This window comes from Amycolatopsis sp. PSD-21 (genome assembly GCF_055561455.1).
Map to the genome: position 1 here is coordinate 3298503 of NZ_CM145712.1, position 15818 is coordinate 3314320.

Annotated in this window: 14 protein-coding genes; 11 read left to right on the plus strand and 3 right to left on the minus strand. The window is 69.7% G+C overall.

The genetic code is table 11. The features are described from left to right. Positions 1-44: 44 nt before the first annotated feature. The 10 genes from ACZ1DY_RS15995 to ACZ1DY_RS16040 are packed head-to-tail and all read left to right on the plus strand — an operon-like array spanning position 45 to position 9214. Positions 45-1082: a BMP family ABC transporter substrate-binding protein gene (locus ACZ1DY_RS15995; RefSeq protein WP_257487779.1), complete on the plus strand. Its 1038-nt coding sequence runs from the start codon at positions 45-47 to the stop codon at positions 1080-1082. Further along, positions 1063-2580 carry an ABC transporter ATP-binding protein gene (locus ACZ1DY_RS16000; protein WP_465484812.1) on the plus strand — a complete coding sequence of 506 codons (1518 nt, stop codon included), beginning with the start codon at positions 1063-1065 and terminating at the stop codon, positions 2578-2580. Before ACZ1DY_RS15995 ends, ACZ1DY_RS16000 begins: the two co-directional genes overlap by 20 nt. Further along, positions 2577-3581: an ABC transporter permease gene (locus ACZ1DY_RS16005; protein WP_465484813.1), complete on the plus strand. Its 1005-nt coding sequence runs from the start codon at positions 2577-2579 to the stop codon at positions 3579-3581. Before ACZ1DY_RS16000 ends, ACZ1DY_RS16005 begins: the two co-directional genes overlap by 4 nt. Then, a complete protein-coding gene (locus tag ACZ1DY_RS16010) occupies positions 3578-4435 on the plus strand; it encodes an ABC transporter permease (RefSeq protein WP_465484814.1) in 858 nt (285 codons plus the stop codon). Before ACZ1DY_RS16005 ends, ACZ1DY_RS16010 begins: the two co-directional genes overlap by 4 nt. Next, on the plus strand, positions 4432-5160 hold the full coding sequence (locus ACZ1DY_RS16015; RefSeq protein ID WP_465484815.1) for a nucleoside phosphorylase: 729 nt from the start codon (positions 4432-4434) through the stop codon (positions 5158-5160). The genes ACZ1DY_RS16010 and ACZ1DY_RS16015 overlap by 4 nt, the downstream gene beginning before the upstream one ends. Beyond that, positions 5157-6287 carry an acyl-CoA dehydrogenase family protein gene (locus tag ACZ1DY_RS16020; protein ID WP_465484816.1) on the plus strand — a complete coding sequence of 377 codons (1131 nt, stop codon included), beginning with the start codon at positions 5157-5159 and terminating at the stop codon, positions 6285-6287. Before ACZ1DY_RS16015 ends, ACZ1DY_RS16020 begins: the two co-directional genes overlap by 4 nt. Further along, complete coding sequence (locus ACZ1DY_RS16025; RefSeq protein WP_465485669.1) at positions 6287-7297, plus strand: s-methyl-5-thioribose-1-phosphate isomerase; 1011 nt, start codon at positions 6287-6289, stop codon at positions 7295-7297. Before ACZ1DY_RS16020 ends, ACZ1DY_RS16025 begins: the two co-directional genes overlap by 1 nt. Next, positions 7294-8010, plus strand: coding sequence for an acireductone synthase (gene mtnC, locus ACZ1DY_RS16030; RefSeq protein ID WP_465484817.1), 717 nt, complete (start codon positions 7294-7296; stop codon positions 8008-8010). The genes ACZ1DY_RS16025 and mtnC overlap by 4 nt, the downstream gene beginning before the upstream one ends. Further along, positions 8007-8639 (plus strand): methylthioribulose 1-phosphate dehydratase, encoded by a 633-nt coding sequence (gene mtnB / locus ACZ1DY_RS16035; protein WP_126731667.1) that lies wholly within the window; start codon positions 8007-8009, stop codon positions 8637-8639. Before mtnC ends, mtnB begins: the two co-directional genes overlap by 4 nt. After that, the gene (locus ACZ1DY_RS16040; RefSeq protein WP_465484818.1) at positions 8636-9214 is read left to right on the plus strand and encodes a 1,2-dihydroxy-3-keto-5-methylthiopentene dioxygenase; all 579 of its coding nucleotides are present in this window, start codon (positions 8636-8638) and stop codon (positions 9212-9214) included. The genes mtnB and ACZ1DY_RS16040 overlap by 4 nt, the downstream gene beginning before the upstream one ends. Before the next feature lie 264 nt (positions 9215-9478). Here the strand turns inward: ACZ1DY_RS16040 and ACZ1DY_RS16045 are convergent, their stop codons facing one another. Both ACZ1DY_RS16045 and ACZ1DY_RS16050 read right to left on the minus strand, forming a co-directional pair. Next, positions 9479-11860, minus strand: a complete 2382-nt coding sequence (locus ACZ1DY_RS16045) for a chitinase C-terminal domain-containing protein (RefSeq protein ID WP_465484819.1) — start codon at positions 11858-11860, stop codon at positions 9479-9481. A gap of 348 nt (positions 11861-12208) precedes the next feature. After that, a complete protein-coding gene (locus tag ACZ1DY_RS16050; protein ID WP_465484820.1) occupies positions 12209-12871 on the minus strand; it encodes a VOC family protein in 663 nt (220 codons plus the stop codon). Between the two features lie 154 nt (positions 12872-13025). Between ACZ1DY_RS16050 and ACZ1DY_RS16055 the strand changes: the two genes are divergently transcribed. Further along, positions 13026-13616 (plus strand): hypothetical protein, encoded by a 591-nt coding sequence (locus ACZ1DY_RS16055; RefSeq protein ID WP_465484821.1) that lies wholly within the window; start codon positions 13026-13028, stop codon positions 13614-13616. A gap of 58 nt (positions 13617-13674) precedes the next feature. Here ACZ1DY_RS16055 and ACZ1DY_RS16060 read toward each other — a convergent pair whose 3' ends face one another. Further along, positions 13675-15753, minus strand: a complete 2079-nt coding sequence (locus ACZ1DY_RS16060; protein WP_465484822.1) for a phosphocholine-specific phospholipase C — start codon at positions 15751-15753, stop codon at positions 13675-13677. Between the last annotated feature and the right edge of the window lie 65 nt (positions 15754-15818).

Sequence of the window (15818 nt, forward strand, 5' to 3'; positions counted from 1 at the left end):
GGACTCGGTGTCATATCGTGGACCGGAGACATAAAGTCCGGGACATGTCGCCGAGAACCCTCCTGCGGGCCGTCATGGCCGTTTCCGCCGTCACGCTCCTCGCCGCGTGCAACGCCTCGGCCAAGGACCCGGCCGCCCAGAACGCCGCCGGTCCCGCGCTGGTCCTGATCACGCCGAGCCCGGTCGGCGTCAACGACTTCCTCAAGCTCGCCGTCCAGGGCATCGAGGACTCGGCCAAGAAGCACAACGGGACGCAGAAGGTGTACCAGAGCACCGATCCGGCGTCGATCCAGCAGAACCTCGCGGCCGCGGTGCGCGAGAAGCCCGCCGTGATCGTCGCCGTCGGTTTCAACTTCGCCGACGCGATCGCGGCCGAGGCCGAACGCAACCCCGAGCAGAAGTTCCTCTTCGTGGACTCCTGCACGACGAAGCCGTTCCCGAACGTCACCTGCGCGGTGTTCCGCGAGCACGAGGGCAGCTACCTCGCCGGGGCCGAGGCCGGGCTGCTGAGCAAGAGCGGCAAGGTCGGCGCGGTCGTCGTGCTCGACGCGCCCCAGTTCCGCCGGTACTCGATCCCGTTCGGGCAGGGCGCCGAGAAGGCCAAACCCGGCACCACGCTGGCCCCGCTGTTCATCGGCGGCGCGAACCCGTTCAACGACCCGGCCCGCGCGAAGGCGCTGGCCGGCACGCTCGCCGGCCAGGGCGTCGACCACGTCATGGGCGCGGCCTCCGCGGCGGGCAACCTCGGCGTGTTCGAGGCGGCCAAACAGGGCGGGTTCTTCGCGTTCGGCGTCGACGCCAACCAGTGCCCGGCCAGTCCTGGACAGGTCGTGGACAACGTCATCAAGCGCACCAACGTCGTCGTCGGCGACGGGGTCGACGCGATCCTCGGCGGCAAGACCGGCGAGACGAAGTCCTACGGCCTCAAGGAGAAGGGCATCTCCCTGACCGGGCTGGAGCCCGACGCCGCGACGTCGCAATGTGTCGTCGCGAGCCACCCCGACGTGCTGGCCAAGGTCGGCGAACTGCGGGACCAGATCATCTCGGGCGCGATCGTCGTCGATGACCCCGCCAAATCCTGACGCCGTCTCACTCCGGGGGATCGTCAAGCGGTTCCCCGGAGTGCTCGCGAACGACCACGTGGACCTCGACGTCGGCAGGGGCGAGATCCACGCCCTGATGGGCGAGAACGGCGCGGGCAAATCGACGCTCATGTCCGTGCTCTACGGTCTGCACCGGCCCGACGAGGGCACGATCTGCCTGCACGGCGAGGAAGTCTCCTTCGGCTCGCCCGCGCAAGCCATCGACGCCGGCGTCGGCATGGTGCAGCAGGGGTTCGCGTTGTTCGGCGAACTCACCGTCACCGAGAACGTCGTGTTCGGCAGCGAACCGACCCGCCGCGGCCTGCTGGACCGCAAGGCGGCGACGGCCCGCGTCACCGAACTGATCGAACGGCACGAACTGCGGCTGCGACCGGGTGACCGGGTCCGCGACCTGCCGGTCGGGCTTCGCCAGCGCGTCGAGATCCTCAAGCTGCTGTACCGCGAGGCCGGCGTCCTGATCCTCGACGAACCCACCGCGGTGCTGACTCCGCCCGAGACCGAGCGGCTGTTCGGCGTGCTGCGTGCCCTCGCCGCCGAAGGCCGCACCATCCTGCTGGTGTCGCACAAACTCCAGGAGGTCCTCGCCGTCAGCGACCACGTCACGGTGCTGCGGGACGGCCGCGTCAGCGCGCGCGGGCGCACCGCCGACCAGACGGCCGCCGGGCTCGCCGCGGCGATGACCGGACGCGAGGTCGACCTCGACCGCGTCCACCCGGCAGGCACACCCGGCGACATCGTCCTCGAAGCCCGTTCCCTGACAGTTCCCGGTACGGAAGGAAAACCGTTGCTGGACAACGTGTCCCTGACCGTGTGCGCCGGGGAGATCGTCGGTGTCGCCGGGGTCGCGGGTAACGGACAGGCCGAGCTCTCCGGCGCCATCACCGGTCTCCTGAAGACCGGCGGCACCATTGTCCTCAAAGGACAAAAGCTGGACGGCCTGCCGGTCCGCGCACGAAGGGACGCCGGGCTCGCCCACGTCCCGGAAGACCGCGCCGAGGTCGGCTCGGCGCCCACGGCGAGCCTCCGGGAGAACCTGGCTGTCGGCTTCCACCGCAAGCGACCGTTGGCGCGCAAGGGATTCCTGCGTCGCAAGGCGATCGACGCGCACGCGTCGGCGATCATCGAGGACTACGACGTCCGCGCGTCCGGCCCTGCCGCCGCGATGGGCACGCTGTCCGGCGGCAACCAGCAGAAGGCGATCTTCGGCCGTGAACTCACCCACGACGCACCGTTCCTGCTGGTAGAGCAGCCCACGCGCGGGGTCGACGTCGGCGCGATCGAGAACATCCACGCCCGGCTCGTCGCCCATCGCGACGCCGGGCACGGCGTCCTGCTGATCTCCGCCGAGCTCAGCGAGATCCTCGCGTTGTCGGATCGGGTGCTGGTGCTGTTCGAAGGCCGGATCGTCGCCGAGTTCACCAAGGACGAGGCCGATCAGCACACGATCGGCCTCGCGATGGCCGGAGGTGCCGGATGACCCGCGTCCGCCTCGTCGCCGTCCCGGTCGCCGCCGCGCTCGTGCTCGGCGCGATCCTGTTGCTCGCCACCGGAACCGACCCGCTGGCCGCGTACGGCGCGATCGTCTCCGGCGCGTTCGGACCCGACGGTATCGGCGACACCCTCGCCTACGCCGTCCCCGTCGCGGGGATGGCGACCGCGCTGGCGATCCCGCTGCGCGCGGGCATGGTGAACCTCGGCGGTGAGGGACAGCTCGTGCTCGGCGCGGTCAGCGCGCTCGCCGTCGGCCTGTACGTCCCCGGCCCCGGGCCGGTCAAGGTGATCCTCGCGCTGCTCGCGGGCGTCCTCGCCGGAGCCGCGTACGCCGCGCTGGCCGCGGTCTGCGAGAACCGGCTCGGCGTCCCGTTGCTGATCAGCACGCTGTTGCTGAGCTATCCGGCGATGTCGCTCGCCGGGTATCTGGTGCGTTTCCCGATGAAGGACGCCGGATCCAGCCTGCCGCAGAGCCCGCAGCTGACCGAAGGCGCGCGGCTGCCCGAGATCGACGGCGTGACGACCGGGATCTTCCTGGTGGTGGCGGTCATCGCGGTCTACACGGTGATCGATGCCCGCACTCCCGCCGGTTTCGAGACGAAGGTGACCGGCTGGGCGCCGCGGTTCGCCGCCTATGCCGGGATCGGCCGGCCGAAACTCACCTTGCGGCTGCTGGCCACCTCGGGCGGGACGGCCGGGCTGGTCGGCGCGATCGCCGTCCTCGGTTTCCCGTACCGGTTCATCGACGGCGCGCTGATCACGCCGCAGTACACCTGGATCGGCCTGCTCGCGGCGCTGCTCGCCGGGGCCAGCCCGCTCGGGACGCTGCTCGCGGCGGTCTTCTTCGCGGCGCTGACCAGCGGCGGGTTCGCGATGGAACGCGCCACCCAGGTCCCGCGCGAACTGACCGCCGTCCTGCAAGCGGTGCTCATCATCTTCCTGGCGGCGACTTCGGGCGTCTTCAAGCGGAAGGCGAGGCGGGCATGATCGACGCGAGCCTGTTCTCCTCGGCGCTCACCGCGTTGACGCCGATCCTGTTCGCCGCGCTCGCGGGGGCGCTGTGCCAGCGGGCCGGGGTCTTCAACATCTCGCTCGAAGGATCCCTGCTGGTCGGCTGCTTCGGCGCCGTCGCCGGGAGCTGGTACACCGGGAGCGCGTGGATCGGCGTCGTCGTGGCGGTGATCGCGGCGACGGCGTACTCGCTGATCCTCGCGATCGGTTCGATCACCTTCGACGGTGATCCGATCGTCCTGGGCGTCGCGAGCAACCTGCTCGCGGTCGGCCTGACGAGCTTCCTGATCCGCACCGTCTTCGGCACCGAAGGCTCGTTCAGCGATCCGTCGTTGCGAGGGCTGGGCCAGTTCGGGCCGATCCCCGGGCAATCGTTGCTGGTCTACCTGTCCTGGCTGGCCGTACCCGCGCTCGCGGTGCTGCTGTACCGGCATCCGTGGGGGCTGCGGCTGCGCGGTGTCGGGGAGCGTCCGGAGGCCGCGTCCAGTCTCGGCGTCAACGTGACCAAGTACCGCTACGGGGTGATCCTCGCCGGGGGAGCGCTGTGTGGTCTCGGCGGCGCGCAGCTGGCACTGGGCTCGGTGACGCTCTTCGCCGAGAACATGACCGCGGGCCGCGGCTGGATCGCCGTCGTCGCGGTCATGCTGGGCCGCGCGCATCCGCTCGGCGTGCTGCTCGCGGCACTCCTGTTCGGCCTCGCCGAGGCGTTCGGGTTCCGGCTCCAGGGAATCGGGTTGCCGCAGCAGGCCACCGACGCCGCTCCCTATGTCGTCACGCTCGTGGCGCTGTTCCTGTCCAACCTGAAACGCAAGAAGGGACAGCCCGCGTGAGCGACGTCCTGCCCATCACCAAGATCCCCCGGCACGGACTGCCGCCGCGTGCGCTCGTCGTGGGTGACCCGGACCGCGCGACCGCGGTGGCCGGATCGCTGGAGAACGCCGTCCTGGTCGGCCAGAACCGCGAATATCGCAGCTACACCGGCACGTGGAAGGGCGTCCCGGTCGTCGTGTCGTCGCACGGTGTCGGCGGCCCTGGCGCGTTGTGCCAGTTCGGTGAGCTGGCCGAGGCGGGCGTCCGCACCTTCCTGCGGCTCGGCACCGCCGGTTCGCTGGCCGAGGGGATCGTCGACGGTGATCTCGTCATCGCCGAGGCCGCCGTCCGCGACGACGGCGTCACCCAGCAGCTGATCCACCCGGAGTACCCGGCGTTCGCCACCCCGGAGATCGTCGTGGCGCTGAGCCGCGTGGCACCGGAGGCGCACCGCGGCGTGGTGTGGACGCGGGCCGCGTTCAGCCCGCTGGTGCTCACCCTCCCGATGGCCGAGTACCTGGCCGCGCGGGTGATCGCCATTGAGATGGAACTCTCCACGTTGCTGGTGTTCGCGGCATTGCGCGGCCTGCGGGCCGGTGGTGTGCTCGTGATCGACGGTGACGCGCGGCCCGAGCACCCCGACCCGTCGGCCTACGACCCGCATCGCGACGTCGTGGCCGAGGGGGTGGCGAGGGCGACTCGTGTCGCCCTCGACGCTCTCATCGACGTGGAAGGGGCGGAATGACCGAAGTGTGGCGTAAGGCGGCCCACGAGCTGGCGAGCACCCTGGCGGCGGACGCGGCCGAGCGGGACCTCGCCGGAGACCTCCCGGTGCACGAAGTCGGCCTGTTGCGCGAGTCCGGGCTCCTGCCCCTGCTCGACACCGCCGGCTGGGCGGCCGCGAACGAGGCCACCCGGATCGTCTCCGCCGCGGACGCGTCGGTCGGCCATCTGCTCGGCTACCACTACCTGCAGCTGTGGCGCACCGGCCTGTTCGGGCCGCGCGCGGCGAGCGAACCGGGGTGGTTCTGGGCGGGCGTGAGCAATCCGCTCGACGCCGCCCTGCTCCTGACCCCGGTCGACGGCGGGTTCACCGTCGAGGGCACCAAGACCTTCGCCACCGGCGCGGCCGTCGCGGATCGCCTGGTGGTCAGCGCGACGAGGACCGACAACGGCGAGAAGCTGACCTTCGTCGTCGACGCGCGGGCCGACGGGATCACCTTCCCCGGTGAGTGGGACAACATCGGCCAGCGGCTCACCGCGAGCGGCGCGGTGCGGTTCGAGGCCGTCCGCGTCGACGAGGACGACGTGCTCGGTGCCCAGCCGGAGGACCAGTCGGATCCGAAGGTGCCCCGCATCTCCTTGGCCGCGATCGGTTTCCAGCTCATGCTCGCGCAGGTGTACGTCGGCCTCGCGTTCGGCGCGCTCGACGCGGCGGCCGTCTACACGCGGGAGTCCGCGCGGCCCTGGACACTGTCCGATGTGGACAAAGCGACGCAGGATCCGTACACGCTGGCCGGATACGGTGAGCTGGTCGCGACGGCGAGGGCGGCCGGATTCGCCGTCGACGCCGCGGTTTCCGCCCTCGGCGAGGCCGACGAGCGCGGGTTCGAGCTGACCCCGGCCGAGCGCGCCGAAGCGGCCATCGCGATCTCGTCGGCGAAGATCGTCGCGAGCCGGGTCGCGGTCGAAACCACGAGCAAGGTCTTCGAGTTCACCGGCGCGCGGGCGACGGCGACCAAGTACGGCTTCGACCGCTTCTGGCGCAACGCCCGCACGCTGACCCTGCACGACCCCGTGACGTACAAGGCACGCGAGGTCGGCGACCACTTCCTCAACGGGATCCCGCCGTGCCTTTCGGGGTACAGCTGATGACGCTGCCGATCCTCGCCGAAAGCGTCCGCATCGACGACGAAGGCGTGCACATCCTCGACCGCCGGGTGTTCCCGTTCGAACGGGAATGGGTGCTCTGCCGGACTTCGGAAGAGGTCGCGGTGGCCATCGAAGAGATGGTCACGCAGTCTTCCGGGCCGTATTTCGCCGCGTTGGGCGCGATGGTGCTCGCCGCCCGCGAGGCGTCCGGTCTCGCCGACGCCCGTGCGTACCTGGAGCGGGCGGGGGAGCGGATCGTCGCGACCCGCAAGACCAACAACCATCTGCGGAAGGCCGTGGCCGCCGTACTGTCCGAAGTGGACAAATCGGCGGGCGACCTCGTCGAAGCCGCGACGGCCGGGGCACGGGCGGGTGACGAGCTGTATCGGTCGCGCAGCCGGGCGCTCGGTGAGCACGCGGCCACGCTGGTGCCGGCCGGGGCGACCGTGCTGACGCATTGCTGGGCGGATCTGTACCTGGTCGAATTCGTGCTCGCCGCGCGGCGGCAGGGCAAGGAGTTCTCCTTCCTGTGCACGGAAACCCGGCCGTACCTGCAGGGCGCGCGGCTGACCGCCGAGACGCTCGCCGAGATGGGCGCCGAGACCCGGCTGATCACCGACGGGATGGGCGCCGCGGTGCTGTCCTCGGGTGAGGTCGGCGCGCTGGTGACCGCGGCCGACCGGGTCACCTTGGACGGCCACGTCGTCAACAAGATCGGCACCCTGGGGCTCGCGGTGGCGGCGGAGGCTTTCGGCGTGCCGTTCTACGCGATGGTCCAAGCACCCGATCAGGCGGCACCGACCGGCGCCGACGTGCCGATCGAATACCGCGACGGCGACGAGGTGCTGAGCGCGCTCGGCCACCGCGTCGCCAGCGAACGCGTCCGTGGGCACTATCCGGCCTTCGACGTGACACCACCGCGGTTCGTGACCGCGGTGGTGACCGACCGCGGGGCCTTCGAGCCCGGACGGCTCCGCGAGTACTACGCAGAAGGGGAAGCGAACCAGTGACCGCAACGCTGACCGCCCGATGGGTTGTCCTCGACATCGAGGGCACGCTGACCGCCACCAGCTACGTGCACGTGACCCTCTACGACTACGCGCGCCCGCGGCTGGGCCCGTGGATCGACGACCACCCGGAGGACCCCGAAGTCGCCCGCGCTGTCGCCGAGATCAAGGAACTCGGCGGGCTCCCGGCGGACGCGTCCACAGTGGACGTCGTGCGGGTGCTGCACGGCTGGATGGACGCGGATCGGAAGATCGCGCCGCTGAAGACGTTGCAGGGGCTCATCTGGCAGCGCGGGTACGCCGAGGGCGACCTGACGACCGAGTTCTTCGGCGACGTCGCCCCGGCGCTGCGGTCGTGGCACGAGTCCGGGCTGCGGCTCGCGGTGTTCTCCTCCGGTTCGGTCGCCGGGCAGATCGCGTCGTTCTCGCGGACCACCGACGGCGACGTCACCGGCCTGTTCGAGAAGCATTTCGACACCGTCAACGCCGGGCCGAAGCGCGAGGCGCCGTCGTACCGCGCGATCGCCTCCGCCCTGGACGCCGAGCCGGGTGACATCGTGTTCTTCTCCGACGTCCCCGCCGAACTCGACGGGGCCGCCGCCGACGGCTGGCAGACCGTCGGCCTCGCCCGCGAGGGTGAACCGTTCGGCGACGCCGATTTCGGGACGCACCGGACGATCCGGACGTTCGACGAGGTGAAGGTCGTCCCTCGATGAGTCTTCTGGAGCTCGCCGGACGTGCGCTGGCCGAGGAGTCCGCCCGGTTCGCCGGGCTGGGCTGGATGCGGGGGACGTCCGGCAACCTCTCGGTGGTGCTCGGGCGCGATCCGCTGCGGGTCGCCGTCACCGTCAGCGGCCGGGACAAAGGCGAGCTGACCAGCGACGACGTCGTGGTGGTCGGCGAGGACGGGCTGGCCGTCGCCGACCAGCCGCATCCGGAGAAGGTGCCGTCGGCCGAGGCCGGGCTGCACGCCCGGATCGCGGCGGTGTCGGGTGCGGGAGCGGTGATCCACGTGCACGCCCTCGCGCCGGTGGTCGCCGCCGAGCACTGGCCGGACGGCGTCGAACTGCGGGACCTGGAGATGCTCAAGGGTTTCGGCCGCGCCGCGCACGACGACCTGGTGACCATCCCGGTGATCGCCAACGGCCAGGACATGCGTGTCCTCGGTGACGCGTTCGAGGCGGGGTTCCGGGCCGACACGCCGGCGGTGATCGTCGCGCGGCACGGGATCTACGTCTGGGGCGATGACCTGCGCCACGCGCGCCATCGCCTGGAATGTTTGGAGTGGTTGCTCCGGTTCCGGGTAGAGACAAGACTTGTCGGTGGAGAAAGGGGAGTGCGATGACCCTGCTGACCGTGTGGCCGGACGACCGGCCCGGCGAGATCGCGCTCAGGACCGAGGATCCGGCCGTGATCACCGGGGAACTGGGGCGGCTCGGCGTCCGCTTCGAACGGTGGGACCTCGTCCCGGATCTGCCGCGCGAAGTGACGCCCGAGCAGGTGCTGGCGGCCTACGAGGAGCCGATCGCCAAGGTCTCGGCGGCCGAGGGCTACACGTTCGTGGACGCCGTGCGCATGACCCCGTCGGACGAGCCCGGCTGGTCGGACGAGGCCGCCGAAGCCCGGCAGAAGTTCCTCGCCGAGCACACCCACGACGACGACGAAGACCGCTTCTTCGCGCGGGGAGCCGGTGTGTTCTACCTGCACGTCGGAGGCAAGGTGTACGCGGTGCTGTGCGAGGCGGGGGATCTGCTGAGCGTGCCGGCGAACACCACGCACTGGTTCGACATGGGGACGCGGCCCGACTACGTGTCCATCCGGTTCTTCCACGACGACGGCGGGTGGGTCGGGAACTTCACGGGTGCGACGCTGGCGGGGGACTTCCCGGGGTACGACGAGTTGACGGCTGGGCGTTACTGACCGCTTCGGGCTCGTGAGTGGCATGTCGCGAAAGCCACTTTCGGGACATCTGACGTCCCGAAAGTGGCTTTCGCGACGTGCTCGGGCCTTCGTTGGCGGCGGGCGGCGCTCAGCGGTACACGCGTGGTTGCGAAAGTGGCTTTCGCGACGCCGAGCGCCACTGAGTCCGCCTGACCCGTTGATGACACTCCGGACGCTAGGAACGGTCCTTTCCTTGCGAAATTCGCAAGGAAAGGACCGTTCGTAGCGCGCTGCCGGGCTCTGTCAGGCGGGGGTCCAGAGGGCAGGCACGTTCGGCGGCTCCCAGCCGGGCAGGGACCGGTGGCCCTGACGGCACACGTAGGCCGCGCCGTTGTGGGTCACGCGGGCACCGGTGGCGTAGTCGGTGTTCGGCTTCCAGGCATCGGACGGCACCGACGTGGTCGTCGTCGGGCTGGTGGTGGTCGTCCGGGTCGTGGTCGTCGGACTGGTCGTGGTGGTCGTACCCGTCGTCGTTCCCGTGGTCGTGGTGGTCGTCGGCGGGGCACCGCCGCCACGTGGGTGATCCGACGCGATCGCGTACGTCGTCCCGCCGAAGGTGAACGTGAAGTTCGACGGCGACGCGATCGGCATGTAGTAGTTCAGCCGGATCTCGACGGTGGCGCCCGGCGCGATGCTCTGCCAGGTCGGCACGGTCACCGCGACATGCTGGAAGTCTCCCTTCATCCCGCCGACGTTGGGCCCGCTGTGGCCCTTGCTCGTGACCGTCAGGCCGAAGCCGGACTGGTCGGACATACTGCCGGGCGCACTGGTGCCGTAGTCGAACTCGATCTTCGTGCCACCGGGGATGGTCGTGGTCGAATTGTTGGTGATGCGCATCCGCGGGGTGATCGGGTAGTTCGCGTCGCCCAGCGCGAAGCCGGTCAGGTTCACGTTCGCGTTCAGCACCGACGACGGCGCGGGACGCGGCGACTTGGCGTTGCCGTACGGTGCGGCGCCGCGCAGGCCGTCGTTGATCTTCGTGATCAGCGTGTCGCCCATGAAGTACTGGCCCTTGGCCTGGTCGAAAGCGTAGTCGCCCGCCAGCTCCCAGATCATGATGCCGCCGATACCCTTGTCGGCCACGTACTTGGCCTTCGTGGCGAGCGAGGCTTCGTCCTCAGTGGACAGGAACACCTTCTTGTCGTTGTTCCACAGCCACGGTGTCACCATCGTGTTGTCGTAATACCGGTTGTAGGAGCCGGAGATCCGGTCCGCCGGGTCGGTCTTCGGTGTCAGCCCGTACGCCTCCAGGTAGTCCGGGGTGATCTCGTTTTCGAGGTTCTTCGCGTGCCACATCGGGTTCGCGCCCGCGGGGACCTCGCCGCCCGCCAGGCCGAGGTCGTGCCAGAGGTTGTCGATGCCGATCGCGCCGTTGCCGCACGGCACCGTCGAACCGACGTGTGACCCGGTGCCCGGTGGACACTGTTTCTGGTCCGGCAGCGGAGCCTTGCCCCACAACCCGTTCGTCCCGCCGGACACGCCTTGCCAGCCGCGGGTGTAGAACCCGACGCCGATGTTGATCCGGCCTGCCTGCATCGCACCGCGGAAGTAGTGATAGGCCCAGTCGGTGTTGAGATAGCCCTGCCCGTCGTACTGCGGTGTCGTGTACACCTGCCAGTGCGCGAGTTCCGCGTCGTTGCCGGAGTCGTAGAGCGCGGCGTTCGGCCCGACGAACTGGTTCCACGCGCCGTGCAGGTCGTAGCTCATCATGTTGGCGTAGTCGAGATAGCGCGTGACGCCGTAGACCTCCTGGCCGCGCAGCAGCCAGCCGGACGCGGGCACGGCGGCGGTCAGCAGGTAGTGCTTGCCGTCGGCGGCGCCCGCCCGGTCGAGTTTCTCGCGCAGCGTGCGCATCAGGTTCTCGTAGCCCGCCCAGAGGGTGCCCCGGTTGGCCTGCGCGATCCAGTAGTCGTCCGGGTTGCCGGCGTAGTTCGCCGACGTCGCGTACTCGTAGTCGATGTCCGCGCCGTTGAAACCGTAGGCGCGCAGGAATTCCACGACGGAATCCGCGAAGACGTCGATACCCGCCTGGGTCTGCGTCATCTTGTAGAACCCGCCGGAGGCGTTGCGGGTGCCGTCGGGGTTCAGGAAACCGCCGGTCTCGGCCCAGCCACCGATCGAGATCAGCGACTTCACGTTCGGATGCTGCTTCTTGTACTTGGTCAGCAGGTTGAAATGTCCCTTGTAGGGCAACGACGGATCCATCTCGGCGCCGGGCACGCCCGGCCATTCCATGCCGATGGACTCGTTGGTCGCGCTCGGCGCGCCGACCGAGACCTTGTTCTGCGCGTCCACATGCGCGAACGCGTAGTTGAGGTGGGTGACCTTCGACCACGGGATGTTGTTGACCAGATAGGCCGGTGCGCCGTTCTTCCCGGTGCGCCAGCTGGTGAAGTAGCCGATCACGCGGCGGGAATGCCCTTCTCCCAGGGATTCGCGGCCCGCGGTGTCGTAGACGGTGCAGTAGGGGGTGTCGACGCCGGGTGTCCGGTACAGCCCGTCGGGACGGCAGTCCTCATGTCCCGCCGCGCTCGACGGGGACGGGGTGACGACGACGATCATGAGTCCGGCCAGCGTGACGAGCGACGCCAGCAGGGGGAGTAGTTTCCTGGTTCTCCTTGGCACGCCGAACCTCCGACAGTGGAAGATGGCCCTCGGTCCCAGCAGCTTGAGCCGCTGACCTGCCGCGCGTCAATAGGTGTAGACCAATTTCCGTCCGGTGCCGTACGGCTGAGCGTACCTGTGGTTCGTCAGGTCCGGCTTTGTCGGCGGTGACCATACTTCGGGACCCATCCGATCCGTGCTATGCCGCCGTTTCCCGTACCACCAAGGAAACTCGTTCCCGTGGTGACAGGGACGGGCTCGGCCGGACTGTGTGGATTTCGGGTCATCCAACGCACCAAAATCCACACGGTGAGGGACGCGGTCCGGTGAAGGGAGGCCGTCCGGCACCCCGGCCACATCCGGCACGTGTTATGCCCGTGCCACGAAGGAAAATTCGTTCCCGTCGGGATCCGCCATCCCCACCGGTCCCTCCCCGGTGCCGAGCCGGGTGGCGCCGAGGTCGACCAGCCGCCCGACTTCGGAAAGTGGGCCGGACAGAACGAAACGCAGCCGGTTCGGACCGGTCTTCGGGGTGAACGGCGGGCCGCCCCAGGTGATCTTCGGGCCGCCGTGCGGAGATCGGATCGCCGTCTCCTGGTCCTGGTCCCACACCAGCGGCCAGCCGAGCGCCTCGCTCCAGAAGTAGCCGACCTCTTGCGAACCGTCGCACGCGACGGCGCCGACGAAACCGCAGTCGGCGAGGAAGTCGTTGCCCGGCCCGATGACGCAGAACTCGTTGCCCTCGGGGTCGGCGAGCACCACGTGTCCCTCCTCGGGGCGCTGGCCGACGTCGATATGCCGTCCGCCGAGTTCCAGCGCCCTGGCGACCGTCCGCTCCTGCTCTTCGAGGGACTCGCTCGTGAGGTCGAAATGCATCTGGTTCTGGCGGGTCTTCGGTTCGTCCGACGGCACGAAGCTGAGCCGAAAACCGGTCTCGGCGTCGATTTCCGGGCCGAGGAGGCCCGTCCAGAAACGGGAGAGACGACGCGGGTCGTGTGCGGCGAAACTGAGCGCGTACAGGGTGACGGTCATGAGCGACGCTAGGAACGACGGCGACCTCCACGCAACCGAATAAGGCGCGTTCCCCCATGGAGTGGACCCGCTTCCATCCGGCGAGGGACGCAAGCGGACCGGGGCGGCTGTGATCGTGGGAACCGATCAAGCGAGCGGAACCCGAGGAGCCCGTATGACCGTCCACCAAGCCACCACGACCGGGCGGCTGCGCGCCGCGTGGACCAGGGCGCACGCCCCGGTGCCCGGCGTCCCCCGCTGGGCCAAGGTGGCGGCTTACGCCATCCCTTTCACCGTGCTCCCGTCCGGCCTGTGGCGGATCATGACCGTCGTCTTCGACATCGGCGGTGACGGCCCGCACGGTTCGGGCCAGCTCCCGTCGTGGTTGCCGGGGCCGGTGTACGTCGTCGCGTTGTCCGTCGTCTCCGAGCTGATCGCCTTCACCGCCATCGGGCTGATCGCCGGGTGGGGAGAGGTCTTCCCGCGCTGGATTCCGCTACTCGGCGGCCGCCGGGTGCCGCCACTCGCCGCCGTCGTGCCCGCCGCTCTCGGCGCCGCGGTCCTGACCGTTCTGTGGACGTCCGCCGTGGTCACCGAGATGTCCGGGATCACTCTCCAAGGCGATCCCCTTCCGGCCGACTACCCCACGAAGACACTGCACGGCTGGAAACTCGCCTTCTTCGAACTCACCTACGCCCCGCTCCTGCTCTGGGGGCCGCTGCTGGCGGCAGTCTGCTTCGCGTACTGGCGGAGGCGCCGGCCGTGAGTCCGTGAAGGCCTCCTTCCCTACCCTGAGAGTAGGGAAGGAGGCCTTCACGGAACGATCAGCAGGAGACGCCGGTCCGCCCGTTCTCCACCCGCGCGGTCAGCGTCCGCAGGAACGACGGATCGCCGTCCGCGGTGACCTTCACGTCGTACCAGCCGCCCGAAACCGGCCAGTCCACCGTGACCGAACGCCCGGCCCCGACCCGCACGACGCGCGTGAACCGCGAAGACGACAGCCGCAGCGTCAGCGCCGAAGTGCCCGAGTTGGACAGCTTGAACTCGACACCCGAGCGCCACGTGAGGAACCGCGTCCGGACGTCGACACCCGCGGCGGCCCCGCGACGGTCACCGCGGAACTCCCACCACGACCGGTTCGGCCCCTGGACGACGACGCGGTATTCGTCACCGGCCAGCCGGACGAGCTCCGGCGCCTCGCCGCGGACGTCGCGGTGCGCGGGCTCGGGGAATTCGCCCTTGTACGGGTACAGCGCGAAATGCGCCGACGACGAGCCGCTGTTGGCCAGCGAAAGCGCCAGGTTCCCCGACTTGTCCACCGCGCCGGAGACCGACACCTGGTACGGCAGCGGACGGGACGGCCGGTTCCCGGGCTCGGCCACGGGCAGGCTCTGCTCCGCCGGGGCGGACGGCCGCCAGCGGCTGATCGGCGCGGGCACCGGGCCGGGCCGGTTCACCCGCGGCTGACGTCCGGCGCGCGAGAAGTCGAAGGCGCCGGTGAGATCGCCCGCGACGGTCCGCCGCCACTCGCTGATGTTCGGCTCGGCGATCCCGGTCCAGCGTTCGAGGAACCGCAGCACCGACGTGTGGTCGTACACGGTGGAGTCGACGTTGCCGCCGATCGACCACGGCGAGACGACCGTCATCGGCACGCGCGGGCCGAAGCCGAGCGGCTGGCCGTTGAAGTGGTCGGCGTCGTTGGCCGCGTTCCCCGGCGGCATCGGCGGCGGGACGTGGTCGAAGTAGCCGTCGTTCTCGTCGAAGTTGATCAGCAGCACCGTCTTGGACCAGGTCTCGCGGTCGGACGCCAGCGCGTCGAGCACGCGGTAGATCAGGTTCGCGCTGCCGACCGGGGTGGACGCGCCGGGGTGCTCGGAGTCCTTCGCGGACGGCACCAGCCAGCTGACCGCGGGCAGGCGCCGCGCCTGGATGTCCGCCTTCAGCCGGGTCACCAGCGTCTCCGGCTCGCTGCGGTACATGGCCTTCCGGAACAGATTCCGCTCGGCGGGCGTCAGTTTCGCGACCCCGGCGTCGAACTGCGCCAGCAGCTTGGTGCGCTCTTCGGGGGTCTTCTTGAGCAGGGTGTCGTAGAACTCTTCGGTGGTGCGGAACTTGCCCTCGACCGAGGCCAGGATCTTCGTGCCGACCTTCTTGAACGGCACGAAGTACTCGACCGCGTTGTCGGTGAAGTTGTCCCACTCCTGGTAGATCTGCCACGACACCCCGGCGGCCTCCAGGCGCTCCGGGTACGTCGTCCAGTCGTAGCCCTTGTGGTCGTAGGAGTACGCCGCGTTCGTGACCGCGCGGTTCGTCGTGCTGCCCGGTTCGAACCCGGTGGTCCCGGTCCACAGGAAGTTCCGGTTCGGGTTGGTGGAGCCGAAGACCGAGCAGTGGTAGGCGTCGCAGATGGTGAAGGTGTCCGCGAGTTCGTACTGGAGCGCGATGTCGCGGCGCTCGTAGTAGGTCATGGTGGCCGGCGTCTTCGCCGCGATCCAGCCGTTGTTCCAGCCGCGGGCCCACGCCTTGCCGCTGCCGTTCCAGCTGTGGTCGAGGTCGCCGAGGTACTGGATGTCGTCCGGTTTCCGCCCGGCGAGTTCGGCCGCCTTGCGCACCGAGAACGGCAGCACCGTGCCGCCCGCCGGATTCGGCTGCTCGAACACCGACGTCCCCGACGGCAGTTCGAGCGGACGCGTGTCGGAGAAGCCCCGGACCCCGCGCAGGCTGCCGTAGTAGTGGTCGAACGACCGGTTCTCCTGCATCAGCACGATCACGTGTTCGACGGCGTCGAGCCCGCCCCGGCGCATGGGTTCGGCCATGGCGGCGTGCACGGACGGCGGGAGGAGAGTGGTGGCGGCCGCGGCGCCGGTGGCGCCCAGCAACGTACGGCGTGACAGTTCAGGCATGCCGGAACCTTGACCCAGTAACATGAACGTCACAAGAACCGAACCGGTCGACTCGGCGTCGGTAG